The organism is Melghirimyces algeriensis (assembly GCF_900182565.1).
Lineage (GTDB): Bacteria > Bacillota > Bacilli > Thermoactinomycetales > DSM-45169 > Melghirimyces > Melghirimyces algeriensis.
In genome coordinates, this window is record NZ_FXTI01000009.1 from 122,685 (window position 1) to 147,307 (window position 24,623).

Here is a 24,623-nt window from a genome sequence, read left to right on the forward strand (position 1 = left end):
TCAATTCTGCCACCAAATATTTAGATTCAGCAATGTGACAAAAGTCATCCAAACCCAATAGAAAAAAAAGGAGAAAGCAGCCAACCGCCTCACTTTCCAAGCAGCGATTACAAACCCTCCAATCGCAAACCACAGCAGAAGAATTTCCAACAAGGCCATACCAGGCTGTCGAAGAACAAAGAATAACCCATTCCAGATACCATACAGAATAAACTGTACTATCCAAAATAAAAGAGCAACCCTTCGCTCTTTTGTATCTTGACTATGCCAAATGCTCCACCCGGAAAATGCAATCAGGAGGCTAAACAACATTGAAACCGATCCAAACAACGATCCGGGAAAGGAAAGAAATGGCTTTTGTAACTGATCATACCATGATCCAGATCCGGTGTCTGTAAATAAAGGAACAAAACCTGTCACAACCAGACATATCATAAGAAAGGCGATGAATAGAAATACTCTGTATATCACTCCTTGACCCTCCAATGTCACCGGCAAGATTCTTTTTCCACGAAAATATGAGAGCCAACGATCTTTAATACCATCCTTCCCCGATTTTCTGCGAAATCTAACCTCAGATTTTATATAAAAAAAGCACCGGTTTTTTAACCGATGATCTTTCCATGACGCCTCTATCTCCAATGTTTCATTCGGGTGTACAGATTTCCTGTGTTCAGCTCCAATTGAATTTGGTCGGGATCAAGAAAGTTTACCACCCGACCTCCTCCTCTCTCAACCGGTCCTCGCAGAATCGGGATTTCATATCTTAGAAGCTGTTCCACTGCCTGATCAAAATCTTTTTCTTGGATAGAAAAAGCGATATGGTCCACACCGGGCCCCCGCTTTGAACCCTTTTTTCTTTCATCCGTTTCGATCAGACAAATCCAAGCCGTTCCCCATTCAAGATAAACATCCGTCCGTCCCTGGTGTACAAGATTCATCTTAAGAATATCCCGGTAAAAAGCGAGTGAGGTTTCTAAACGGGAAACGCGGATTGTAATATGGTTAAAGCCGGATACGTTCATGATCACGTCCTCCTAAAAAGTCGGATATGTTTTCAGCCTACTCTCCTCCGATAACTTGAATCCGATAGACTCCTTCCTTTTGTCGTTCTCCAGAGAAACGGATCATTTGATAGGGGATCACTACCTCAAAGGAAGTCGCAAAGAGTGAAGGGACAATTCGTAAAACGTTCGGACTCTCCCAAATGGGGCAAAGATGTTGATCACCAAACCAAAACCCCTTCCGATACCAAGGGTGCTCATTTTTACCCGGAGGATTGAGACAAAGAAAGAGGGAGAGATCATCACATAATTTCAACATACGAAGACAAGGGGCCAACCGGTCGCGTTCCAACCTTTTCATCTTGTGAACCAACCTCTGTTGCCGCTCCTTTTCCCGCTCTACAAACTGAATGGCTACCGATTCCACCGGATTGGAAAAAAAAGAAACAAAGTGCATGCTGCACAGGCAAGCAGAAAACGCATCCATTCGTTCCACTCGGTTGATCCCCGAAGTATACGCATCCAGTTTCTGTTCCATGGGATAATTCTCAAATGTATACGGTTTGCCGGTCATCGGGTTCCATCTGATCTGTTTATCCAATTCCTCCCACCCTACATCATGATAGCGGATGCCGATGCGTGTTGATGCGTCAGGCAAGTCCTTCCAATGGTCTGCAAAATCTCCGGATACTCTGCCATGATCATGTTGACGAATCAGAATATATCCATCTTCTTCTTCTCTGACAATCATCTCTAACGCCCCTTTCTTATCTCCCTGAGAGCCATTCTCCACAACTTCGCTTTAAAAAGAACCGGATGACTTTGGGTTGGACAAACAAAATAATGTCCGGCATCACATACATTTTTGATGTAAACCTATTTTCGGCGAAAAGGAGGAACATCCATTGTCTGAAAAAGAGAAAAAGAATTGGGAACCCCAGGCTTCAACCAGCAATGACGCACAAGGGCAAAACCAGCAGAATTTTGATCCCGCTCACTCTTATGGATATGATTGGACCCATCCCGCTGTCAGTCAATACGGATTGGATCAGGAACCTTGGCACCCATCCGCACAAGGGGGATTTGATCCACAGCAGGATTGTGGCGGTTATTTCCAAGATCCATATATATCTCACAATCCCTTCACTCAACCGTTCCCCGATCCATATGCCCAAACATCATTCTATCCCGATGAAGAGTACGGATTCGATACCTCGCAACGTCGCCGTTACTATCCGCCGTATGTTCCACCCTACTATCCTCCCTATTACTATCCTCCCCATTACTATCCACCCTATCGTCCCTATCCACCTTACCGTCCGCCATACAGACCTTACCCTCCATATTATCCACCCTATCCATATCGCCGCAGACCCTGAGTCTTTCAGCTCCCGGTTTAAACCGGGAGCTTTTTTCCGCTTTACTCTTCCGGTTGCACGGAAACAAGAGCGTTTCGGCTTTGAAAATCAGCTTCCGGATAATACATTTCGGCAACCAGGATATTGGGCCCCGTACAACGAGCTTCCGGACAGAAACAGTGGTATTGATGCACCAAAGGATGTTTAAGCCAGCGATTGAAAATGTCATCCAGACGATCCGATAACACGTTCCCAAGCGGTGGAACATCACCAAAATCAGTAACAATGACATCTCCGGTGAATGCATTAATATTCAACCGATTTCTGCCATCCGGATCCTGTCGAACAGTCACATTTTGTTCCTGGTGGAGACGAAGCCACAAGTCCCGATCCGGCTCCTGCTCACTACAAGGATAAAAGGGAAGCGTTCCAAATAAAATCCAAACCCCTTCTTCCCGATTGTCCAACAGATGATGAATGGTTTTACGGTATTGATCCAAAGAGACAATCCCCATCCCTTTGGCAAAATCACTTTGATAGAGCGGATGGACCTCATGGCGTTGGCAACCCATTGCTGCCACATCCCGATGCATATCCGCCACATGAGAAACCGTAAAGGGGCTTAACAAGGTTTCCGCTGAAAGAAACACCCCTTTCCTGGAAAGCGCTTTTGCATTGTCCACCATCTGATCAAACAGTTTTTCCGCCACTGCAGGGGTAACATCCCGCCCATATTTTTCAAAAGCGATTCGATGAAAATCCTTTGCATCCCTATAATTGTAGGAAATATGCAGCACATCCACATCTTCAACCCAATCCTCATATCGGGACAGGGGAAGCGTCAAGTTGGAGTTGATCTGCGTATAAATTCCACGTTCTTTTGCATATCGCAACAATGGTTGAATGGTCCTCTTTACAACGCGAGGATTTAAAACCGGCTCTCCACCCGTAATGCTGAGTGTCTGGAGGGTTTTCACCTCATCCAGGCGACGAATCAGCTGATCAACCGGCAACGGCACTCCTTCCTCTGTCACCAGCATCTCTCCGACAGCACAATGTTCACAGCGAAGATTACACAGTTGGGTAACGGTAAACTCCACACTAGTCAGTTGATGCCTACCTGTCCGGTTACGGATGTACCAAGGGTCCCACGGGTCCCATTCCGTTGACAAAGGTTTTTTTTGAGGGGATCTTCTCTCTTTTATTTCCGTCATCATTTTTCACTCCTGGTACAATGTCACGGCTGAGTATATCCCTTGAAAGAATTGCCGTCAATCCTATTTAGGACTGTGACAGTCAAATTCAACCGAACAAGGCTCTTTTGTTGAGTTTACACCATGCCGATACGGAAACAGACATGTCCTAATAATGACGCGTCCATTCAACCATCTCCGCTGTCAACGAGTACAGATGATGATCTTCCCAGACACCATTAATTTTTAAATGATGCTTGGACAGACCAATATACTGAAAGCCCACTTTTTCCAGGACCCGAATGGATGGAGTATTTCGCGGCATCACTGAAGCTTCGATTCGGTGTAACCCTGCCTGCTGAAAGGCAAACCCACACGCCAAACGCACCGCTTCCGTCATATATCCCTTTCCCAAACATTCCTGATCCAGGAAATAACCAATGGTACAGTTTTGCCAAGCGCCTCGTGAAACATTGCTTAGATTGACCCGACCGATCAATTGATCGGTATCCCGATCATACACGCCAAACCCATAGCTGGCTCCTGTCTCCCATTGATCCATCACTTTTCGGATCACTTCCCGTTGCCCTGCCAGTGTATAGTGGTGATCTGTAAACTGAGGTTCAAAAGGCTGAAGAAAGTTACGATTCTCGATGCGGAGTTTCAGATGATCTTCCAAATCTGTCCAATTGAGTTGACGGATACAAATGCGTTTTCCCATGATTTTATCCACTTTCCAATCCTCACTTCTCAACATATCACAAACACTTTTATCTATTGATTATATCAGTTTAAGCGGGGAAACCCTTGATTTTAGCCAAAGAAAAAAGAGCGGTAAAAACCACTCTTTTTTAAAAGACCCATTCTATCTACGCTGTTTTTACTTCCTGGGACTCATCCAAGTGACGGGTGGGACCAAACACTTCATAGTGAATCCGGTCTTCTTCTACATTCCACTCTTTCAGATACCGGTACATCGCTTTCATAAAGGGCAACGGCCCACAGAGATAAAAGTCTCCTCGATTAGATGAAAGAATGGATTGAAGCCAGTTTCCGTCGATCCGCCCCTCTTTATCAAACAGTTTCCTATTCCGATCCTCTTCGGTAGGTTGTTCATAACATACAAAAGAACGAATATTGGAGAAGCGCTCTTCCAGCGATTTCACTTCATCGCGCATAGCATGAACCTGTCCGTTTAAAGCGGCGTGAATAAAGGTGACCTCCCGGTCGGTCTCCTGCTCGGCCAAAGTTTTTAACATACTGAGCATGGGAGTGAGTCCCACCCCGCCACTCAAAAGGATGACCGGGTCCTCTCCATCCTGTTTTAGGAAAAAGTCCCCCGCAGGAGCGGAGAGCTCCAATATATCCCCTTCTTGCACATCCCGATGCAGATAATTGGAAACCACACCTGCCGGTTTGTTATCGGTACCCTCTTCCCGCTTCACCGAAATTCGATAATAGTCTTTACCTGGAGCGTCAGACAAACTATAATGACGCAGGGATGTATACGGATCTCCTTCAACCTGTACTCGAACGGTTACATACTGGCCGGGTTGGAAAGGCGCCAACTCTTTTCCGTCCACGGGCTTCAGATAAAAAGATGTGATCACATCGCTCTCCCGGACTTTACGTTCCACCCGAAAACTTCGGAATCCATCCCATCCACCTGGCTGTTCCCGTGCCTCTTCATACATGCGTTTTTCTACATTGATAAAGACATCGGCAATCACTTGATACGTTTTTTCCCATGCTTCTAGGATTTCATCGGTAGCAGCATCGCCCAGTACATCCCCAATGGCCCACAGAAGGTTTTCTCCAACGATGGGATAATGCTCTGGAAGAACACCCAACGCGCGGTGCTTGTGACCGATTCTTTCCACTACAGGTAAGATATCTTCCAGTTGATCGATGTGAGCCGCAGCAGCATACACGGTATCCGCCAAAGCTTGGGGCTGTTTCCCTTCCTTTTGATTGGCACGGTTAAAAATATTGTATAGCTCCGGATGACGGGAAAACATACGCTGATAAAAACGCTGTGTAATTTTTGCCCCTTCTTGTTTCAAAATCGGCGCTGTACTCTTTACAATCTCTATCGTTTTTGCATCCAGCATCATATATTGCCTCCCCCGCTAATACGTTTTCTTGCTTTTAGGATAACGGAGAGTGGCAACGATTTCTGTGATGAAACGCACACCAACTATGACAATGACGTGAATGAACGGTTAGACAACTGCACCCATCATCGCAAAGATTGCATCCCAAACCATTCTTCATTTATGATAATATGGACGGATTTTACGATAACAATCGGAAGACTTCGGGGTGAATGCTCTTGATTCTGCATCGGGGAGAAGTGTTGTTCCGCCAGGGAGAAATGGGTGATCTTTATCGCTTAAAAAATGGATTGATGAAAGTGGTTCGCGTTCAGCCAAACGGCTCTTCTCTTCTGTTCAATCTGTTGGTTCCGGGAGAGCTTTTTCCTCACCACTCCCTATTGAGTCCACAGCCTTACTTTGCCACCGCAATTGCTGTCACAAACAGTGAAGTAGAACCCGTTTCCATTCAAAGCTGGTACACATCATTGGAAAAAGACCCTTTGAAATACCGGGAAGTAGCACTAGCGTTACAACATACTCTCCGGATTGTACAACAACGGATGAATTTCGTGACCGCCCCCTCTCACGAACGAATTTCTCTTTTGCGAGAATGGTTGGCTCAATACTTTCGGGATCAACCCGTGGAAGAACTGCTTACTCAAGAAGAAATTGGTCAACTCGTTGGTATGAGTCGGGAAACGGTGAACCGACAACTCAAAAAATATTCTGAGTAAATTCCTATCCACTATTTCCTTATAACAAGGGTAGAGAAGTCCGCAATAATCCTGCATTAAAAAAAGATGTTGCCGATCACCGACAACATCTTTTTTAGATTTATCTTTCTCTGATATGGCGTGTGCTCATCAGTATCTGAATCTGCTCCCATGCGGTTTCAGCTGTCACCTGCATCATCGTGCGCACTTCCACTTTCCCCTGCTCAGATACCAGATAATGATCCATCGCCCCCGGAATAATCTCCAATTGGTTCAGGAAATGCTCCCGAAGCAAACGAAACATATGAATCTCTGTATGAACCGGACGGGACGCATATTCTAGTTTTTCCATCCAATCTTCAGGATTGTAAAGCGTAATTGTATAAGAGCGACCATTTTCTGCAAGCGCCCATTTCATCCGTTGCATCATTTCCAGATCAAAATCAACAATCTGAAGAAGAATCTGCCGAATGGTATCCCCTTCCTCTGTCTCCAAGTCCAGTTCTTCATCTTCCAATCCCAAGATGGCTCCTTCTAAAAGATCCGGTCCTTTGCGATAAAGATCAATAATCTCTTCATCGGGTAAGCGGAGAGATTCATACAGGGCCACCCGATAGCCGTCAGGGTCCCGCATATTTAAAACCTGTTCCACTGCAGGTGTTTCTTCCAAAAGCAGATCAGACACTCCCCAATGGGCCAACCGCTTCTGAAGAAGCAACAGATTTTCCTTGGGAAACCGAAGAACCTCTTCCTTTCTCACTTCCCGAACCTCGAAGGGATAATAGCTGTTTTCCGGAATCGAGTCCTGTTGTCTTCTGTCCAGTGTATCTAGAAAGAGCTTGACGTCCAAATCCGGATCAGCAACCAATAATAGATCCCCTACAGGTGTTGACATACAAACGACTTTTCGGACCAAATCCTCCCAATCGGAATCAAATCCCAACTCCCGGTAAAATGCAAAGGATTGATTCAGATTGGTGACACGTAACACTATGACCGGCCTCTTTTCGCTCATCAGCGATCCTCCCTCTTTTCTCTCCTATACGATCTATCGTCAATTAGTAAACTAAATGTAACAAAGTTATCTTACGCAATCAATAAAATCTATATATTGGCTACTTTTCCAAATAGAATAGGTACCCCCAAGAGGTACCTGGCATTTTAATCTTCTTCTTTCCGTCCCATCCACAACAGAATGGATATCAGGACAAAGGCCGTAAACGCGAGAAAGGGAATGGTAATCCATCCAAACCAGTTGATATACTCACCATTACATGGAACGCCTTCCTTACAGCCGGTCACTTGAACCAAACCGGGTATTTTTTGCGTGGCATAATGATACAGAGAAATTCCGATCCCGGTTACACTGAGCGGAAGGGCATAGAGGTGAATCAATCGGTCCTCACGATAACTGGCAACCCCCAAGATTGCAGCGAGAGGATACATCAGTATCCGCTGGTACCAGCACAATTCACAGGGAATAAACCCTTTTACCTCACTAAACCAGAGACTGCCTCCCAAGGCGATCAGGGCGACCAACCAAGCCAAGTAAAGATTGTAAGTCCGAATCCAAGCCACCGTCAGACGCCCCCTTATCGGTTATTTGTTCAATTCTTCTTCAATCATCTGTTTAATCTGGGCATAGTCAAAGGGGTTAGACACCTTTTTTCCATTGATAAACAGTGTTGGGACCAAGTTTACGCGTGCTTGTTGGGTAATTGCCTTATCTTGTTGGACATCTTCTTCATATTCCCCTTCCTCAATCGCCTTTTCCAGCTTCTTATGGTCAAGATCGGGAAGCTCTTTTTTGGCGAGATTCACCAAAAATTCCTTCGTTGCCCATGTTTCATGTTCCGCACCCTGTTCTTCATAGACTTTTTGATAAAACGTCCAGAAGGCGTCGGGGTCCTGATTGTATACGGCTTCACCTGCAATTGCTGCTGTAACGGAATCTTCACCCAGAAACGGGTTATTAACAAAATAAAAGCCAACCTGATCGGAATCCATGTAATCCTTTTTCAGCTTTGGAAAAATGTTTTCCTCAAACTTCTTGCAGGAAGGGCATTTATAATCACCAAACTCCACGATTTTAACTTTGGCATTTTCATCACCCAAAACCGGCTGTTTATCATATTGAAATATTTCTTCTTTTACTGTATCGGTTGTTTTTTCCTGCTGAACATCCTCTTTTCCAATCAAGGCATCCACCAGTGCATAACCACCCAGCCCCAGGAAGACAAGGATTAACGTCCCTAACGTCAGTGTCTGCATCCGATTAGTGCGGGCCTGTTTCTTTTTCGTTTTATTCCCTTGACCCGCCTTGTTTTTTCCCATCCGGACGTCCCTCCCATAATTGAAATTTTTTGTAGCAAGCTTCATCCCCCAATCATCATACCCTTGATGTCAAGTCTTTTCAACGAACGGAATAAAACCTTCTATGACATTGGGGCAGGAAAGATTCACCTCATTGTTTTTTTATCTCACTCAATGATTGCGTGCATATTTTCAACCATTCAATCAACTGATTCTGCTCCTGCTCTGTTAAATGATGCACCATTTGATTTTCAACATCCAGAACACACCAAAGTCTGGATGAAACAAAGATTGTAAACGATGCTATTGGAGAAGCCATGCTGAAACATCCTGAAGCAATCGCGGACCATATTGAGCCAAGTTTGTACAATGTATGGTTGATTCACCATCACTGAAAAACAAGAACAAATCCACCCTGCAAAAAATCGCAAGGTGGATTGATTTTATTCTTCCTCATGCAATTTTTCCCATAACCAGCGTTTGGCCTGAAGAAATGATTCCGAGGTCATCAGCTCCCGTTTCCGGGGACGGGGAAGATGAATGGTAAGTTCATCCTTGATCCGGGCGGGGCGGGGACTGAAAACGACCACCCGGTCAGACAGATAAACGGCTTCATCTATGCTGTGGGTGATAAACAGGACGGTTTTTGGAAACTGCTCCAGAATTCCCAACAGCCAATCCTGCATCCGCTCCCGTGTGAGTGCATCGAGAGAACCCATCGGTTCATCCAACAGCCACAAATCCTGATTGGCCATTACAGTCCGAAGAAGAGCCGCCCGTTGTCGCATACCTCCGGAAAGCCGTGCCGGATATTCGTTGGCATACCCCTTGAGACCAAAAACAGAAAGAAGCTCTTCCGCCCGTTCAAGGGCCTTCCTTTTGTTCTCCCCCGCCACTTCAGCACTTAAAACAGCATTTTCCAACACCGTTCGCCAAGGGAACAGACAATCTTTCTGCAACATATAACTGACATATCCCGTTTCCCCAGTGATTTCTCTTCCGTCTTTGATTACCCGACCGGCTGTTGGCCGTTCCAATCCGCTTATAATGTTGAATAGGGTACTCTTGCCACATCCACTGGGACCGATGATACTGATAAATGTTCCCTCTTCCACCGTCAGGGTGATCTGGTCGATCACCTGGCGCCTAATTTGTGCTACAGGATAGGACTGTTCCAATGACTCCAGTTTCAGTTTCATATTTACTTCTCCGGCAAAAATTCATTGGTGAACGATTGGTTCGGATCAATCTTTTTCTTGATCAGCTTGTGCTGAAACATCCAATCGGTAAAATCGATCCAAGTCTTTTTCTTCTGTTCTCCCCAACGATCGGCATCTGCTTGATACTGCTTACTGATCCATTTTTGGGAGGCATGAGCCAACTTCTTATCTGTCTCAGGAGCCGCTTTCAACAGAATGTCCGCTGACTCTTTTGGGTGTTTAATGGCATATTGGTATCCGCGACTTACAGCTTTTACCAGTTTTCGAACGGTTTTTGGGTCCTCTTTGATCAATGTTTCATTGGTAATCAGGGTTGGGGTATAGAAATCCAAAACCGGATCCAACTCTCTCAGCTCCAAAAAATCAACAGAGACATCTCTCAGTTCAGCTTCCACTCCTGTCCAACCGTAATAAACCCAGGAAAAGTCCACATTTCGCTTTGTGGCGGTAAAGAAATCAGCTTCTCCCATATTGACAATATTTACTTTATCCTCCACCTTCTCTACCTGGACTCCATCCATCTTCAGCACCGTCCGAATAAATGCATTTTCAATGGGGGTTCCCCAACCACCGTAGGTTTTATCGATAAAGTCCTTGGGCTTTTTGATCCCTTTGTTCTTCGGAGCCATAAAACCGGACGTATTATGCTGTAAAATTGCTGCGACAGATACAATGGGCACCCCTTCTGCGCGGGCCTGGGTGACATACTCCTGGGAACTGATTCCAAAGTCCGCTTTTCCGGCTCCCACCAACTGATTGGCTGTTGTTTCCGCCGGCGTGGCAATCTCTACATCCAATCCTTCATCCGCAAAGTATCCTTTTTCCTGAGCCACATACAGACCTGTGTGATTGGTATTGGGTACCCAGTCCAGCATCAGTTTCACTTTCTTCTGTTCCGGATTCTCCTTGCTTTCCTGTTCTTTTTCACCAGCGCAAGCCGCCAGCAGAAGCGATATAACCAATAAAAGTGAGATCAGCTGTATCTTTCTTGTAAATTTCACGTTTCTTTCTCTCCTTTTCGATTTTCTTTCTTTTCAATATAAACCCAAGGTGTAGCAAACCGCGCGATCAACTGCACCAAACTGAATAGAACAAGGCTCCAAAACGTAATCACGACGATTGCCACAAACACTTGATCAGCAGCAAAAGAATTTTGAGAGCGAATCAGAAAGACTCCCAATCCCTCACTGGCTCCCAGCCATTCAGCGATTACCGCACCGAGAATGCCATAGGTGGCTGCAATCTTCATCCCGGAAAAAAAAGAAGGAAGTGCCTGCGGAAACCGAACCAATCGAAAAATCTGCCAATCATTCGCCCCCATGGACTTTAGGAGCCTGACCTGATCAGAATCCGCAGATGAAAGACCATCCACGGTATTGACAACCACGGGAAAGAAGGTAACCAAGGCCACAATCAATACTTTGGGAAACAGTCCATAACCGAACCAGAGAATCAGAAGTGGAGCAATCGCAATAATAGGAACCGTCTGTGACCCGATCAGCAGAGGATAGACCCCACGACGCAGCCAAGGAAAAAGATCGATAAGTACGGCCAGCAGCAAAGCCACTCCAATTCCCAATACAAAGCCGAGGGTAGCTTCCTGGAGAGTGGGCCAGGTATGACGTTGAACCAACTCCCAACTCTCCGCAAAGGAAATGGCAATCCCACTGGGAGCGGGAAGAAGCCAATCCTCTATGCCTGACAGACGGACTCCTGCTTCCCAGACGATCAGAAATAGAATCACAGTCAGTACGGGGGGCAAGATTCTTCGAAGCCGTTCTCCCATATCTGGTTCATCTCCTGTTGCTCAGACGGTATTTGCCTGTCTTCTCCTCCATCGTGACACCCGTTGGCTTATAATCCACCTTGATAATCGACATCACCTGTTCACTGCCCGCCTGAATCACTGCCTCCTGTGCCTTTTTTACAATTTCCATCAATTGATCATAATCACCCTCCATCGTTGTCTCCATCGGTCCAACCTCATACTTCACCCCGGAACGTTCAATCACCTGGATCGCTTTGTCCACCAGATCGTATACTTCTTGATCCCCAGCCGCTCTGGGCAAGATCTGCAGACTGACATTGGCGTTTGTCACAACCGTTCCTCCCTTTTGGCACAAACTAAAAAACCAATCCTGATCGGATTGGCGCATGTCCATACGTATACATATAACAGCCGCAATTGCCGTTTATCCGTATGTTCCCTACGCTGGTATCATCCAGATCAGGTTCATTGGGTCGGTACGCCTTCAGCACCCTCTCAGTCGGTTCACCCGACTCCCCATTGTTGTATTGTCTTTCAATATACCATAAGCTCAAAAGAGCGGTAAAGCGTTCCCAATGAAAAACCATTTCCAAATACTCTATAATGAAAATCAGGTGATGATACATGAAACACAACCAATGGATTACATATCATGTTACGGATACGTGGAACCACTGTACGGTAGAAAGCATCCTGAAAGGACCGCTCCTCTTGTCCAACCGCATGATCAACCGCCTTACACGAAGACGTGGGGTCCGGTTGAACGGGCGTACAACATGGCTAAAACGAACGGTGAAAAAAGGTGACCGCCTTCAGGTGGCTGTCCGTCCGCGGGAACAAGCCGATCTCATGCCGGAACCTGTTCCTTTCACCGTAAAATATGAAGATATGGATTGGATGGTGGTTGATAAACCGGCAGGAATAAAAGTCCACCCGGTCCATTCAGATGAAAAAGGCACACTGGCCCATGGTATTCTTCATTACTGGAAATCCCAAGGATGGGAAGGGAAAGTCCGCCCCATCCACCGACTGGATCGTCACACTTCAGGTGTATTAATGGTGGCCAAATCTGCCTATGCGCATCAGTTAATGGATCGGGAACTTCGGGAAAAACGGCTGAAGCGGGTGTATCTCGCCATCTTGCAGGGAGCTCCAACACCATCTCTGCCCTTGGAGGGAACGATCGATGCACCCATTGCCCGACAACCGGGACATTCTCTGAAACGATGTGTTTCATCCAAGGGAGATTCCGCCATTACCCATTACCGGATTCTGGACCATAACGATCAGGCCACCTTGGTTCAAGTGGAACTGGAAACGGGGCGAACCCATCAGATTCGGGTTCATTTCGCTCATTTCGGCCTTCCTTTGTTCGGGGACAGCCTTTATGGAGGCAAGAGCTCACTGATCGGGCGTCAGGCACTGCATGCAAGTGAGTTACACTTTCACCATCCCTTTACCGAGAAGGATGTAAAGGTTATCTCTCCTCCGCCTGACGATTTTCTGCAACTGGCCCGACAATTGAAATTTTCATTGACTGAAGCGTGGTGTTAAGAAGAAAAACCACCCTTAGGGGTGGGAAGAACAATAAAAAAATGGGGAAACCGGGATTGATCATTGCTCCACAACCCCTTTCCCCAAAAGAATTTATCAGCGTGTCCCCCCACCTTTACATCGATGGGGTCATTTTTCGTTTTGCATCAGGCACAGACGAAGGACAACCGGTCTGGAGCTGTGGTCGATGGAAATCCAGCCCCGCTCTTCACACTTGGCTAATGTTTTGTCCACTTCATTTGCAGAAAGACCCGCCTCATTCACCCAATCTTTTGTTCCAATCCGGAGGGAGGTGTTTGCAGAACCCCCAAGGCGAAGGGATTTACGAACCAGATAACCGATCAACTTCATTTCTGCTTTGGTAACTTGTTTCGCTGCAACCACATCCAGAAGATAGCGTTCCATCAGCTTCAAAGCTTCTGGAGAGACCGCTTGTGGCCAATCACTGTTATTTCCGTACCAGATAGCCATTTGATGTTTTATTCCTCCGGTTTCCAGTAATGTATCCAAGGATTTCGATTTCAGTATACCTGAGAAGCTCCCTTCCTTCAATGAAACTCCCTACAAAAAAGCACACCATGGATGGTGTGCCTGAAGGTTGCAAACGGCTCCCAAGGTATCTCCTTCTCACAACATTTTTACGAGTGCTTCCTTTCCGGTCATACCAGGGACAATCCCTTGTCGTTCAGCTTCAATCGTCACTTTTTCCAACGGTGCTTGCAAAAGGTCTTCCAATGTACGGACACCGACAGCACGACCAGCCACAATCTTTCTTTGGGCAAGTTTTTCATTTAACAGTGGTATATCCAGTGCTCCGCACATAATGTATCCCTTTTCCGTCGTAACCACCAGTAAATTGGTTTTTGGCAAGACGACCTCCACTCCGAGTACCTGATAACCATCCACCTGCATCGGCTGAATCCGAACCATGCTCTCCCTCCCATGTCTCCTTTAAAGGTTCTCATGACAACGTATGTGAACCCTCACAGAGAGGTGTGAAGCTTCAGCCCGGATCGAGTGAATTTATACAAATTTTCAGGAAAAGTTATGATCCTTTTAATGATACCGAGGACGATTCAGAGGGGATTCCCAATCATTTAAATGTCCTTCCTGGGCCATTTTCATCTTTAACATCTCAACAAGATACACACCCATCATTTGAACAATTTCCTCATCATCCATATCCTTAATCAATTTCATAATATCTTCTCTGTTTTGCTCTTCCAAAACATTGAGAACCACAGAGACTGCGTTTTCCTCGTCTTCCTGAAGATGTTCACGATACAGCGAGTATAGATTGTCCACAAAACGCATGTCGCCAAACCTCCTTCTTCTCCTGTTATATAATGTGGTTTAGGAAAAACACCACGAATCCTGGGAAAATGCAATGTTTCCTGCCGAATTTGTAATGATTTCAAACTTGTCCCTAATCTTCCCATGACAGAGAGAAATCATGCTTCAGATCGGTTATAATACACTGATGTAAGGAGATGATTCAACTTGTCCGCTCGAAAAATTTCCATGATTTCCATGATCGCCGCCATTTATGCAACCTTAACCATTGCGTTGGCACCACTATCTTATGGGCTTGTCCAATTTCGGATTTCAGAGGTCTTGACCGTTCTACCTTGGCTGACTCCTCTGGCCATTCCGGGTCTGTTTATCGGGGCACTCGTAGCCAACCTGTTCAGCCCTGTAGGCTTTTATGATGTATTGTTTGGCAGCCTTGCTTCTCTGATCGCCGCATGGCTTACAGCAAAGATGCCTGCAAAGTGGCTTGCGCCACTGCCACCTGTCTTGGTAAATGCGCTGATGATTGGAATCCTTCTAAAAACTGTCAGTGGTCTGGATGTTACCCTCACTGCCGCCATGTTGTACGTCGGTGCTGGACAATTAGCCGTCTGTTACGGTCTAGGGCTTCCTTTTCTCTATGTGATGGAGCGGTTTCGCAACCGAATTCCCGGCACAGGGTCCCACTTATGAAAGCGAGTTATTCAATCAACAGAGGAGCGAACGGATTGCCATCGGGACGTATAGCTTTGTTCCACCGAACCGGCTGAAGAAAAATGGGATGCGAGGATATCCCTTAGAAAACCCGGAAGAAAAAACTTCAGTTCCTTTCCGTTTTTAAATTCCTGATACCCTACTCCAAAGGTTAACATATCAATGGTGGCTACTCGATACATTTGTTGATCTTCCAATGGTTTCTCCTGAATCCATACCGTCCCCAGACGATTCCCTGAGCTTGCAAGTGGGTCATACTCTGCTTTTAGGCCCGCAAGATTTAAGATACCTAACTTCTTTCCCCGAAATCCAAACCCCCGGATCGCTTTCTCCTGATTTTCCCGAACTAATGAATCCTCCAAAATATCCCGAATCTGTCTCCCTCGGAGATGTATGCTTGTCGGATTGATGGGATGGGGACAAACCTGGTGCAGAAGCCCCCTAGTCACAGGTCCCCGCTCCAATCCACCCAGCAGCTGACCTGCATTTACAAGCGCACAATCTGCATCTGAAACCCACTGAAGCAACCCATCCGCCAGAAAATTGCCCAAAGGAGATTCCTTAAACCAATCAATCGGCAATGGACGGTTCAGATGAATAAATGGTTCAGACAGTGCCTGTTCAGCCTGTGTATAAAATTCCTGAATCATCTTTTCAAGGGCGGGATTCGGCTGAGCGGAAGCAGTGGAGATACATCTCCCATCGATTCCAATCAGGCGATTGCTGTCCTTTTCCATTTCCAACGTAATATGACCGACATAGTTTCCGAATTTCCCTGCGGCAGCAATCATCGTTCCCTGTATCCGTTCAGGAACCTCCAGAAGATGGTGAGTATGACTTCCTATAATCATATCGATTCCAGAAATCTCTTCAGCCAAGCGCCGATCATTTCCCAAACCCAGATGGGAGAGAACGACAATGGCATCCGTTTCCTGTTGGAGGTAGGAAACCGCAGACATTAATTCTTTCAAGGGATCAGATACCTTCCATCCCAATAATTCATACACCTTTGGGTAGGGAATGGTTGCCGCCAAAAAACCGATCCGGAACCCTTCCACATGACAAATCGTCCAAGGCTTCATCCAAGTAGGCCGTTCTCCGTTCAACTCCTTCACATTGGTGGAAACCACTTCAAATGGAGCCGTTTGATAAAGTTGGTAAAGCTCTTCCTTGGAAAAGGTAAGCAACTCATTATTTCCCAACGTAACGAGTTGGTAACCAGTCGCTTCCAATACGGCCCGGTTTGCCATCCCGTCAGTACCTTCCGTTTCCACACTAAACCGATCCGTATGATCTCCGATATCCACCAAGATCACTGCTTCACTTGCTGCTTCCATCTCTTTTTTCAGATCGCTGAGAACGGTATAAACCTTGGGCATCATTTCAAAATGACTGTGGAGGTCATTGGTATGTAAAATATGCACCTTTTTTAAAGGGTTCACCTTTCATCCTCCTTTTCCATCAGGAAAAGCCTTGGATCATCATGCGGAATGCCACCATGACAATCGCCAATCTTAAAGCGACCAACAAAGCACGACCACTCATCTTTCTGGAAATCCAAGCTCCCAATTTTCCGCCAACCCATGCTCCTGGTGCAATGAGAAGAACCGCTTGCCAATCGATATTTCCCTGAGTAAAATGGGTAATACTCCCTAACACTGCGGACAGAAAGATGATAAACATCGAGGTGGAAGTGGCGACATGAGGAGGAAATCGGAACAAGAGAACCATCATCGGAACAAGCAATGCTCCTCCACCGATTCCAAATAATCCAGAGATGATTCCAACGATAAAAGAAACGATCCATGCTGTGGGACGGTGATATCCATACCTGTGAACATTTCCTTCCAGATCAGTAAACTCCCGTTTGACGCTCCATTGGACGGAACGACTTTTCAATCGATCCCGGAACGTTAAAATTCCTGCAATCAGAATCATGATACATCCAAAACTGACATAGAACATGTTCACATTGAAAAAATGGGTTAAATATGCGCCCAAGATGGCACCTGGACCGCTCGCCAGAAAAAATACCCATCCACTTCGAAAATCCACCCGTTTCTGGCGGGTAAAGGAAAGAGTAGAAGACAGGGCGGTGATAATGACAAGCACCAAGGACGTTCCCACCGCCAGCTGCGGGGTCATATAGTTCAGTTCCGGAAAAAGGGAGGCGAGCAATAACAGTGCTGGGACAGTAATAATCCCACCGCCCAGCCCGATTAAGCTGCCTAATGTCCCTGCTGTCAAGCCGATAAGAAGAAAAAGAATCCATTCCGTAAGCATAATACCCTCCATGAGGATGAAGAAAAGCTTCTTTTCTTCAGTTACCTTTTTTTCATCCTACCAAACAACACGCTTGAAAAGAAGCGTCAATAAGAAATGAACCAATCGATATTCATTCGTTTATGGTAGAAAATAATGCAGGACCGATTCACGGTCCTGAAAGGGACATCATGTATCCATGCCTTTTCTGTTATTTGCCCAAACTTTTTCGGATGGCTCGCAAATATGGATAAGGTACATGAATATTCTGTGCTTGTTCCAGGGAAAACCATCCAATGTCGATGTGTTCTTCACCGTGGGTAACCTTCCCCTCTCCGTCCCAAAAACAGCGGTAAGCAACAATAAATATCTCTTTTTCCGGCAACACCTGATACACTCCAGCATCCAACAAGTGACTGATCAGTACCCGAATCCCCAGCTCCTCTTCCGCTTCACGCATCAGGGCTTGTTCCGGTGACTCTCCAGGTTCCAAATAACCTCCGGGTAACTCCCACTCATTCCGTTCATTCTTCAACAGACACACCCGGTCCAACGCGTCCAATAAGACTCCTTTAATGGATATCGGTAACCGGTAATTCTCCATAAAGCCCTCCTGAATCTTAGACTTCATTACATATGTATTTCTATATTCATTCGTACGTAACGTTATCGTATACAGAATGGTTCAGAATCAAAACATTTCTATCTGTCTTGGCGCCAGCCCTTTGGGTTCAATTCCCAGAAGATGCATCATCTGCTTAGCATTGTTCGCTGCATCTCCCTGAGAGTTATTGTTGAACAAAAGACTTACCTGCTCTGCATGTTCTTTCATCTTTATCACACGGGGAACCCATTCTTTCAATTCCTCTTCTGAATACCGATAAGCATAACGAACATCCCGCCAGTGAGCATCTGATCGCCCCGCCTTGTTCCAACCGGATGTGTTGCGTCCGTGAAACCGGATGATCGCCTGCTCCGAATGGGTAACAGCCGGGATGACAGGTACTGAACCAACACCTGCCTGTGGCTCATCACAAACCACATAGATCAATTTCTCATCCTCCAAAAAGCGAAGCGTACGATCCCGAAACTGTGGCGCAAACCATGTTTGATTGCGAAATTCAACCGCCAGGGGCAGATCGGCACAAGCCTGTCGACATCGACGGATATACTGTACATGTTTGCTTGTACAGTCATACCAAGGGGGAAACTGAAACAAAACAGCCGTTAACTTCCCCGCATCCGCCATCGGCTTTACAGACTCTCTAAATTCCTGAAAAATGGCTTTCGCCGACCGCACGGGAGCTCCTTCCCGGCGCCCATGACCGGTCATTTCCCGGTATGCTTTCACCACAAACCGAAATGTTTCCGGCGTTTCTTCCGTCCACCGAGCCATCCGTTCCTTGGCCTGAATCGCGTGATAGGTACTGTCTACCTCCACCAATGGAAAATGTCCGGCATAATGAGATAGCTTTGCCTGGGAAGATAATCCTGAAGGATATAAATCATGATCTCCCCAACCACACACGCCAACTTGAATGGAATTAACCTGAAGCAGCAGAACCCCCCCTCTCTGTTATCTCGATATTGTATCACAGTCAATGACAAAATTAGACCTTTTTTGCCGAACGGACAAATTCAGAGTAAAATAAGAAGGGTAATGATCAGATCTGAGGCAATCCAAGGAAAAACCTGCTTTTTCAAGTGAGGGGAAAGGAGGGAGAACAGTCGTTTCTCCAACTTACAGTATCGATGGGGAAGTTATCCAACAACTGATCAAACATTGCATTCAAGAGCTTCCTTTTGAAGGATGTGGAATTCTTGCCGGCAAAGGACAAAGGATCACCCGTTTTTATCCGGTTCCCAACCAGGATCGAAGTACTTGTTCATTTTCCTTTGAGCCAAAGGCTTATCTGAAAAACCTAAAACAGATGGACGATAAGGGTCTGTCCCTTTTGGGAATTCTCCACTCCCATCCACATTCTGATCCATATCCTTCTACACGGGACATCCTGGAATGGCACTATCCTGATGTAAGCAACTGGATCTTATCCCTAAAACGTGATAAGCCTCACCTTTCTGCCTGTTTCATTCGAAATGGCCAGGTTTTTCCGATCCATTATCATGTCATGGAATCATTCTCAGACTGAATTTGAATGGAGTGAAATATCATCAATGCAAACCGATCAGGGATGGGCGCTTCATACTGACAAATATCAAATCACCATGATGTATGCCCACTGGAAAAACGGGTCCCATCTCCGGAGAAAGGCGTTTGACCTCTATTTCCGCAAGCTTCCTTTCGGAAATGGATTTGCTGTGTTTGCCGGCTTGGAACGAGCGATCCAATACCTTGAAACCCTTCGCTTTACCGAAGAAGATATTCAATACCTCGCCGACCAGCCAGAAAGATATGACCCTGCATTTTTGGAAATGCTCCGGAAATTCCGCTTTACCGGTGATGTATATGGCATGAAAGAAGGAACAATTGTTTTTCCCCAGGAACCATTGTTGCGCCTGGAAGGAACAGTCATGGAATTACAACTGATTGAAACCGCTCTACTAAACTTTATTGGGTATCAAACACTAATCGCGACAAAAGCAGCACGAATGCGTATGGTGGCGGAAGAGGATGTTCTCTTGGAGTTTGGGACCCGGCGCGCCCAAGAGACGGATGCAGCATTATGGGGAGCACGGGCCACATATTTAGCAGGATTTGATGCCACATCCAACCTGAAAGCCGGAGCCATGTTTGGCATCCCCACACGGGGAACACATTCCCATTCCTGGGTACAAGATTTCGATTCGGAATTGGAAGCATTCCGAGCTTATGCCCGTGCCTTTCCCGATCAAACCGTTCTTTTGGTGGACACCTATGACACCTTGAAAAGCGGTATTCCCCACGCCATCCAGGTGGGATTGGAGTTAAAGCAACAGGGGCATCAATTGGCTGGCATACGCTTGGACAGCGGAGACTTGGCCTATCTATCCAAAGAGGCCCGAAAGATGCTGGACGATGCCGGACTGACACACACGCAAATCGTCGCCTCTAGTGATCTGGATGAAGATACACTGCTCAATCTGCGATCTCAAGGAGCCCGGATCAATGCTTGGGGGATAGGAACCCGATTAATCACCGCTTATGACCAGCCGGCTTTAGGAGCTGTTTATAAGTTGGTTGCCCGCTACAAAGATGGAGAGTGGGTTCCATCGATTAAGATTTCCTCCAATCCGGAAAAGGTAACCACCCCTGGACGGAAAACGGTCTATCGGATCATTGATCGAAAAAACGGAAAAGCGCGCGGGGACCTGATTATGCCTCTGGGGCAAACCGTAAACGAAAATCAGCCGTTAACATTGTTTCACCCGGTTCACACCTATCGAAAGAAAAAAATCCGTCACTTTCGGACGATCAACCTTTTACAACCCATTTTTCAGGGGGGAAAACGCGTTTACGACCTGCCCTCTCTGGAAGAAATCCGGACATACCACCATAACCAGCGCTCCCTGTTCTGGGAAGAATATATGCGTTTGTTAAATCCGGAAGAATACCCTGTAGACCTTTCTCCTGATTTGTGGCAAACCAAACAAGACCTCATCCAAACAATCTACCATCAGGTCCGGGAAGAAAACGGAAAGTAAATCAAGGAGGGCTCTTATGTCTTTTAGCAATCATCTTGAAAAATATGCCGATCTGGCCGTCCAAACAGGAGTCAATATACAGCCTGGACAAACACTTGTCATTACGGCTTCCATTGATGCTACCGATCTTGTTCGGAGCATTACAAAAAAAGCTTATCAACGAGGGGCCAAACATGTTTGGATTGAATGGCAGGATGATGTCTGTACCCGACTCAAATATGATCTGGCTCCCGATGAAGCATTTGAGGAATTTCCACTTTGGAAAGCAAAAGGTTATGAAGAAATCGTTGAAAAAGGCGGGGCTTTTTTACATATTGAATCCAATGACCCAGAGTTATTGAAAGGCGTGGACCCAAAGCGAATCGCCGCTTCTTCCAAAGCAGCGGGAAAGGCATTGGAAAAATGGAGAGAAGCCGTATCGGCTGATCAGATAAGCTGGTGTATTATCGCCGCTCCCTCCAAGAAATGGGCCAAGAAGGTTTTCCCGGAAAAAAATGAGAAGGATGCGGTGGAGGCTCTCTGGAAAGCGATATTCCAAGCAACCCGTGCGGATCAGGAGAACCCGGTGGAAGCGTGGAAGCAGCATAATGCAGCCATTCACAAAAAAATGAATGTTTTAAATCAAAAACAGTATCAAAAATTGCATTACCGTGCCACCGGAACCACATTAACCGTGGAACTTCCCGAAGGGCATATCTGGAGTGGCGGATCATCAAAAAATGCGCAGGGCGTCTGGTTTAACGCCAATATTCCCACAGAAGAAGTGTTCACATCTCCGCTCAAAACGGGAACGCAAGGTGTGGTTCACAGCACCAAGCCGTTAAGTTATAAAGGGAGCTTGATTGAAAATTTCAGCTTAACGTTTGAGAACGGACGTATCGTGGATTACCATGCAGAAAAAGGTCAGGAAACCCTGAAACGTATCATCGAACTGGATGAAGGGGCTCATTACTTGGGAGAAATCGCTCTTGTTCCCCATGATTCACCCATCTCAGCATCCAACATCACATTCTTCAATACATTGTTTGACGAAAATGCCTCTTGTCACCTGGCCATTGGGGATGCTTTTTCATCCTGTCTCCAAGGGGGAACCCACCTGTCCAAGGAAGAACTGGAGAAGGCCGGTCTCAATCACAGCATGACCCATGTGGATTTTATGATTGGCTCCGCTGACATGGACATTGATGGCGAAACCGCGGACGGAAAGCGGGAACCCATCTTCCGAAAAGGAAACTGGGCATTTTAAGGCATCGATTGCCTGGAAAAAAAGCCGGTGATATGCCGGCTTTTTTTCATGGTTATTGGTCCACTTCCACCAGATTCTCCTCATAGCTGATCCAGTCACTCCAACTGCCGATATACAGACGGGCCTGTTGAATGCCGGCGAGTTGAAGGGACAAGAGATTGGCACAGGCTGTCACCCCGGAACCGCAGTAGACAATGGGCGATTCGCGCTCGGAAACAAAGGCCCACTCCTTTTTCAACTCATCGGGATGCTTCCAGTAACCATCCTCCGTCAGATTCTTCTTCCAAAAACGGTTTACAGCCCTAGGGATATGACCCGCTTTGGCATCAATCGGTTCCTTTTTTCCCTGAAATCGCTCCGGGTCTCGCGAATCAATCAAGAGGCTGCTTCCTTCTCTTACCTCTTCCATGTGGACCAACTGCGCCAATGCATGCTTCCGAGGAGAAAATACAACGGGTTCCGGGCGAGGAAGATGGTTGGTCACCGGATAGCCTCTCGCTTTCCACGCTTGATAGCCACCATCCAAAACGGCGACCTGTTCATGACCCAAATAACGGAGCATCCACCAAAAGCGCGCAGCCATGGCTCCTCCCTGATCATCATAGGCGACAACCGATTTGGATGCATCAATCCCAATCGCCCCCAACCGTTCAGAGAACCTTTCCAGATTCGGGAGCGGATGCCTCCCTCCATGCTTTTTCACCGGACCGGACAGATCTCTTTCCAGGTGCATATACCGCGCCCCTGGGATATGATCCCGGTTATAAGCCCTTTCTCCGGCTTCGGAGTCTGCCAGCTCAAATCGGCAATCCACAAGGATCAAGGCCGGATCATCCAGATATTGAACCAGGTCATCCGAAGCGATCAGGGGTTGCTTCAACAACATGGGACGTCACTCTCCTTATTTTTCTCTATTGTAACAGACAAACGTTTTCTTCCATTTTTCGATCCCAAACGAACACCATGATTCTTCCCCTGATGATTGATTGACAGGGCTGACTGCTTTCTGAAATCATCCCCGAAACAAAAAAGGAGAGGTACTCCCCCTCCCCTTCACTCACCTTTGCGACGCAAGATGACCAGATTTGCGTTCAGCCCTTCCTCCTTGTGGGCATTGGCAATCAGTTGAACCGGCAGTACAGGCCCCCGGTCAAACGCTTCTCCAAACAAACGGTCCACCACTTCTTCCGATACGCGAACGAATGGAGATTCCGGGTTCTCTTCCCGACACCCTCGCAACAGCATCACGGCCCCTGGTTTCATCACACGAACCAGCTCATTGACATATTGGGGGCGGTCGGTCTCAGAAATCACATGAAAGCATCCACGATCATTCACCAGAGAGACACTCTGATCATCCAGCGGCAAATCCAGGGCATTTCCTTGACGCCAATCAACCGTAACACCTGCCTTGCTGGCGCGACCTTCAGCAATCTTTAACGCTGATGGACTCAGATCCACCCCGATCACTTGATAACCCTGTTCCGCGAGAAAAATGGCTTCCCGACCCGCACCACAACCCACATCCAAGGCAACTGCACCTTTGGGAGCCGGTTGTCCAGCGACAAAAGCCACGAGCTCCGGCGAGGGATATGCAAAATCCCAGTAATTCTGAAAATCGCCGCTGGCATAAACCTCATCCCAATCCCGATCCATCGTCATCCCCAATGTTGCAACCCCCATTCAACCATGATTGACGGGAGGAAAAAAATGGGCACCCGTCAATTGCATTTTAACATACCTGCGCCAGAAGTCTCCCGCTTCTACAAGCGGAGAGATGAATGGCGTGTCGCAAGACTGACCATTTTTTAGAATGGTTGTTATCTTTATCATTTACCTGATCTATCATCCGTATGAGGTGTTGACACTCCCCATGCCTGAAGGCAGGGGATTCTTGGGAGCTCCCGTCTACTGACATATCCAAGCTTAAACGGTCTGCCCGACCGCAAGTACTCGAAGTCCTTCTTGCAAGATGTTTTTGGATGCATTGATGTCTCGGTCATGGTGAGAGCCGCATGTAGGGCATGTCCATGCCCGAAGGTGGAGGTTCTTTACATCCTTGTTTCGGTAGCCACAGGAAGAGCAAAGCTGACTAGAAGGGAACTGTTTCCCCACTTTCACCACGTTTCTTCCATGCCAGGCTGCCTTGTAGGTAAGCATCGCGACAAACTCCGACCACGAGGCATCCGTGATCGATTTGGCTAGCTTGCGGTTTTTCACCATATGCTTTACTTGGAGGTCTTCGATACA

General features: G+C 46.6%; 31 protein-coding genes and 1 riboswitch. Of the genes, 7 read left to right on the forward strand and 24 right to left on the reverse strand.

The window, feature by feature from the left end; genetic code table 11:
- From FN782_RS13130 to FN782_RS13140, 3 genes are all read right to left on the reverse strand, one after another.
- Window positions 1–471 carry a TspO/MBR family protein gene (locus FN782_RS13130; RefSeq protein ID WP_142506260.1) on the reverse strand — a complete coding sequence of 157 codons (471 nt, stop codon included), beginning with the start codon at window positions 469–471 and terminating at the stop codon, window positions 1–3.
- Window positions 472–632: 161 nt separating this feature from the next.
- The gene (locus tag FN782_RS13135) at window positions 633–1,025 is read right to left on the reverse strand and encodes a VOC family protein (RefSeq protein ID WP_142506261.1); all 393 of its coding nucleotides are present in this window, start codon (window positions 1,023–1,025) and stop codon (window positions 633–635) included.
- A gap of 37 nt (window positions 1,026–1,062) precedes the next feature.
- Complete coding sequence (locus tag FN782_RS13140; protein ID WP_142506262.1) at window positions 1,063–1,755, reverse strand: DUF3891 family protein; 693 nt, start codon at window positions 1,753–1,755, stop codon at window positions 1,063–1,065.
- Window positions 1,756–1,909: 154 nt separating this feature from the next.
- Between FN782_RS13140 and FN782_RS13145 the strand changes: the two genes are divergently transcribed.
- A complete protein-coding gene (locus tag FN782_RS13145; protein WP_142506263.1) occupies window positions 1,910–2,383 on the forward strand; it encodes a hypothetical protein in 474 nt (157 codons plus the stop codon).
- Between the two features lie 41 nt (window positions 2,384–2,424).
- Here FN782_RS13145 and yfkAB read toward each other — a convergent pair whose 3' ends face one another.
- From yfkAB to hmpA, 3 genes are all read right to left on the reverse strand, one after another.
- On the reverse strand, window positions 2,425–3,576 hold the full coding sequence (gene yfkAB / locus FN782_RS13150; RefSeq protein WP_142506264.1) for a radical SAM/CxCxxxxC motif protein YfkAB: 1,152 nt from the start codon (window positions 3,574–3,576) through the stop codon (window positions 2,425–2,427).
- A gap of 148 nt (window positions 3,577–3,724) precedes the next feature.
- Window positions 3,725–4,288 (reverse strand): GNAT family N-acetyltransferase, encoded by a 564-nt coding sequence (locus tag FN782_RS13155; RefSeq protein ID WP_246064951.1) that lies wholly within the window; start codon window positions 4,286–4,288, stop codon window positions 3,725–3,727.
- Between the two features lie 136 nt (window positions 4,289–4,424).
- Complete coding sequence (gene hmpA / locus FN782_RS13160; protein WP_142506265.1) at window positions 4,425–5,666, reverse strand: NO-inducible flavohemoprotein; 1,242 nt, start codon at window positions 5,664–5,666, stop codon at window positions 4,425–4,427.
- A gap of 221 nt (window positions 5,667–5,887) precedes the next feature.
- On the opposite strand from hmpA, the gene FN782_RS13165 reads away from it, so the two are divergent.
- Complete coding sequence (locus FN782_RS13165) at window positions 5,888–6,385, forward strand: Crp/Fnr family transcriptional regulator (RefSeq protein WP_142506303.1); 498 nt, start codon at window positions 5,888–5,890, stop codon at window positions 6,383–6,385.
- 100 nt (window positions 6,386–6,485) lie between these two features.
- Here FN782_RS13165 and FN782_RS13170 read toward each other — a convergent pair whose 3' ends face one another.
- The 8 genes from FN782_RS13170 to FN782_RS13200 form a co-directional block, all read right to left on the reverse strand.
- Complete coding sequence (locus FN782_RS13170; RefSeq protein WP_142506266.1) at window positions 6,486–7,379, reverse strand: DinB family protein; 894 nt, start codon at window positions 7,377–7,379, stop codon at window positions 6,486–6,488.
- Window positions 7,380–7,525: 146 nt separating this feature from the next.
- Entirely contained in the window at window positions 7,526–7,942 is a 417-nt protein-coding gene (locus FN782_RS13175) for a disulfide oxidoreductase (RefSeq protein WP_142506267.1), read from the reverse strand.
- Between the two features lie 21 nt (window positions 7,943–7,963).
- The gene (locus tag FN782_RS13180) at window positions 7,964–8,698 is read right to left on the reverse strand and encodes a DsbA family protein (RefSeq protein WP_185956294.1); all 735 of its coding nucleotides are present in this window, start codon (window positions 8,696–8,698) and stop codon (window positions 7,964–7,966) included.
- Between the two features lie 130 nt (window positions 8,699–8,828).
- Window positions 8,829–8,996: a hypothetical protein gene (locus FN782_RS16925; protein WP_185956295.1), complete on the reverse strand. Its 168-nt coding sequence runs from the start codon at window positions 8,994–8,996 to the stop codon at window positions 8,829–8,831.
- A 124-nt stretch (window positions 8,997–9,120) separates the two neighbouring features.
- The gene (locus tag FN782_RS13185; protein ID WP_142506269.1) at window positions 9,121–9,876 is read right to left on the reverse strand and encodes an ABC transporter ATP-binding protein; all 756 of its coding nucleotides are present in this window, start codon (window positions 9,874–9,876) and stop codon (window positions 9,121–9,123) included.
- Window positions 9,877–9,878: 2 nt separating this feature from the next.
- A complete protein-coding gene (locus tag FN782_RS13190) occupies window positions 9,879–10,898 on the reverse strand; it encodes an ABC transporter substrate-binding protein (RefSeq protein WP_246064952.1) in 1,020 nt (339 codons plus the stop codon).
- Window positions 10,895–11,683 carry an ABC transporter permease gene (locus tag FN782_RS13195; RefSeq protein WP_142506270.1) on the reverse strand — a complete coding sequence of 263 codons (789 nt, stop codon included), beginning with the start codon at window positions 11,681–11,683 and terminating at the stop codon, window positions 10,895–10,897. The genes FN782_RS13190 and FN782_RS13195 overlap by 4 nt, the downstream gene beginning before the upstream one ends.
- A 7-nt stretch (window positions 11,684–11,690) precedes the next feature.
- Window positions 11,691–11,996 (reverse strand): MTH1187 family thiamine-binding protein, encoded by a 306-nt coding sequence (locus FN782_RS13200; protein WP_142506271.1) that lies wholly within the window; start codon window positions 11,994–11,996, stop codon window positions 11,691–11,693.
- 88 nt (window positions 11,997–12,084) lie between these two features.
- Window positions 12,085–12,194: riboswitch (TPP riboswitch) on the reverse strand.
- 95 nt (window positions 12,195–12,289) lie between these two features.
- Here FN782_RS13200 and FN782_RS13205 point away from each other — a divergent pair.
- Window positions 12,290–13,219 (forward strand): RluA family pseudouridine synthase, encoded by a 930-nt coding sequence (locus tag FN782_RS13205; protein WP_142506272.1) that lies wholly within the window; start codon window positions 12,290–12,292, stop codon window positions 13,217–13,219.
- Window positions 13,220–13,348: 129 nt separating this feature from the next.
- On the opposite strand, the gene FN782_RS13210 is transcribed toward FN782_RS13205, so the two are convergent.
- The 3 genes from FN782_RS13210 to FN782_RS13220 all read right to left on the reverse strand — a co-directional run bounded on the left by FN782_RS13210 (window position 13,349) and on the right by FN782_RS13220 (window position 14,533).
- Window positions 13,349–13,690 (reverse strand): hypothetical protein, encoded by a 342-nt coding sequence (locus FN782_RS13210; RefSeq protein WP_185956296.1) that lies wholly within the window; start codon window positions 13,688–13,690, stop codon window positions 13,349–13,351.
- Window positions 13,691–13,846: 156 nt separating this feature from the next.
- Entirely contained in the window at window positions 13,847–14,149 is a 303-nt protein-coding gene (locus tag FN782_RS13215) for a YunC family protein (RefSeq protein ID WP_142506274.1), read from the reverse strand.
- A 126-nt stretch (window positions 14,150–14,275) separates the two neighbouring features.
- Entirely contained in the window at window positions 14,276–14,533 is a 258-nt protein-coding gene (locus FN782_RS13220; protein WP_142506275.1) for a DUF6154 family protein, read from the reverse strand.
- A gap of 186 nt (window positions 14,534–14,719) precedes the next feature.
- Between FN782_RS13220 and FN782_RS13225 the strand changes: the two genes are divergently transcribed.
- A complete protein-coding gene (locus tag FN782_RS13225; RefSeq protein WP_142506276.1) occupies window positions 14,720–15,202 on the forward strand; it encodes a QueT transporter family protein in 483 nt (160 codons plus the stop codon).
- An 11-nt stretch (window positions 15,203–15,213) separates the two neighbouring features.
- On the opposite strand, the gene FN782_RS13230 is transcribed toward FN782_RS13225, so the two are convergent.
- The 4 genes from FN782_RS13230 to FN782_RS13245 form a co-directional block, all read right to left on the reverse strand.
- A complete protein-coding gene (locus tag FN782_RS13230; RefSeq protein ID WP_142506277.1) occupies window positions 15,214–16,665 on the reverse strand; it encodes a bifunctional metallophosphatase/5'-nucleotidase in 1,452 nt (483 codons plus the stop codon).
- 19 nt (window positions 16,666–16,684) lie between these two features.
- The gene (locus FN782_RS13235) at window positions 16,685–17,506 is read right to left on the reverse strand and encodes a sulfite exporter TauE/SafE family protein (RefSeq protein WP_142506278.1); all 822 of its coding nucleotides are present in this window, start codon (window positions 17,504–17,506) and stop codon (window positions 16,685–16,687) included.
- 190 nt (window positions 17,507–17,696) lie between these two features.
- Complete coding sequence (locus FN782_RS13240) at window positions 17,697–18,089, reverse strand: NUDIX domain-containing protein (RefSeq protein WP_185956297.1); 393 nt, start codon at window positions 18,087–18,089, stop codon at window positions 17,697–17,699.
- Between the two features lie 87 nt (window positions 18,090–18,176).
- The gene (locus tag FN782_RS13245) at window positions 18,177–19,043 is read right to left on the reverse strand and encodes a DUF72 domain-containing protein (RefSeq protein WP_142506280.1); all 867 of its coding nucleotides are present in this window, start codon (window positions 19,041–19,043) and stop codon (window positions 18,177–18,179) included.
- Between the two features lie 205 nt (window positions 19,044–19,248).
- Between FN782_RS13245 and FN782_RS17525 the strand changes: the two genes are divergently transcribed.
- The 3 genes from FN782_RS17525 to FN782_RS13260 are packed head-to-tail and all read left to right on the forward strand — an operon-like array spanning window position 19,249 to window position 22,373.
- Complete coding sequence (locus FN782_RS17525) at window positions 19,249–19,635, forward strand: M67 family metallopeptidase (protein WP_425462715.1); 387 nt, start codon at window positions 19,249–19,251, stop codon at window positions 19,633–19,635.
- A gap of 25 nt (window positions 19,636–19,660) precedes the next feature.
- Complete coding sequence (locus FN782_RS13255; protein WP_142506281.1) at window positions 19,661–21,127, forward strand: nicotinate phosphoribosyltransferase; 1,467 nt, start codon at window positions 19,661–19,663, stop codon at window positions 21,125–21,127.
- A gap of 16 nt (window positions 21,128–21,143) precedes the next feature.
- Window positions 21,144–22,373 carry an aminopeptidase gene (locus FN782_RS13260; RefSeq protein ID WP_142506282.1) on the forward strand — a complete coding sequence of 410 codons (1,230 nt, stop codon included), beginning with the start codon at window positions 21,144–21,146 and terminating at the stop codon, window positions 22,371–22,373.
- Between the two features lie 52 nt (window positions 22,374–22,425).
- Here FN782_RS13260 and FN782_RS13265 read toward each other — a convergent pair whose 3' ends face one another.
- From FN782_RS13265 to FN782_RS13275, 3 genes are all read right to left on the reverse strand, one after another.
- Window positions 22,426–23,259 (reverse strand): sulfurtransferase, encoded by an 834-nt coding sequence (locus tag FN782_RS13265; RefSeq protein WP_142506283.1) that lies wholly within the window; start codon window positions 23,257–23,259, stop codon window positions 22,426–22,428.
- Window positions 23,260–23,426: 167 nt separating this feature from the next.
- Window positions 23,427–24,035: a class I SAM-dependent methyltransferase gene (locus FN782_RS13270; RefSeq protein ID WP_246064955.1), complete on the reverse strand. Its 609-nt coding sequence runs from the start codon at window positions 24,033–24,035 to the stop codon at window positions 23,427–23,429.
- A 264-nt stretch (window positions 24,036–24,299) separates the two neighbouring features.
- On the reverse strand, window positions 24,300–24,623 hold a 324-nt coding region (locus FN782_RS13275), incomplete at its 5' end, for an RNA-guided endonuclease TnpB family protein (protein WP_142506152.1).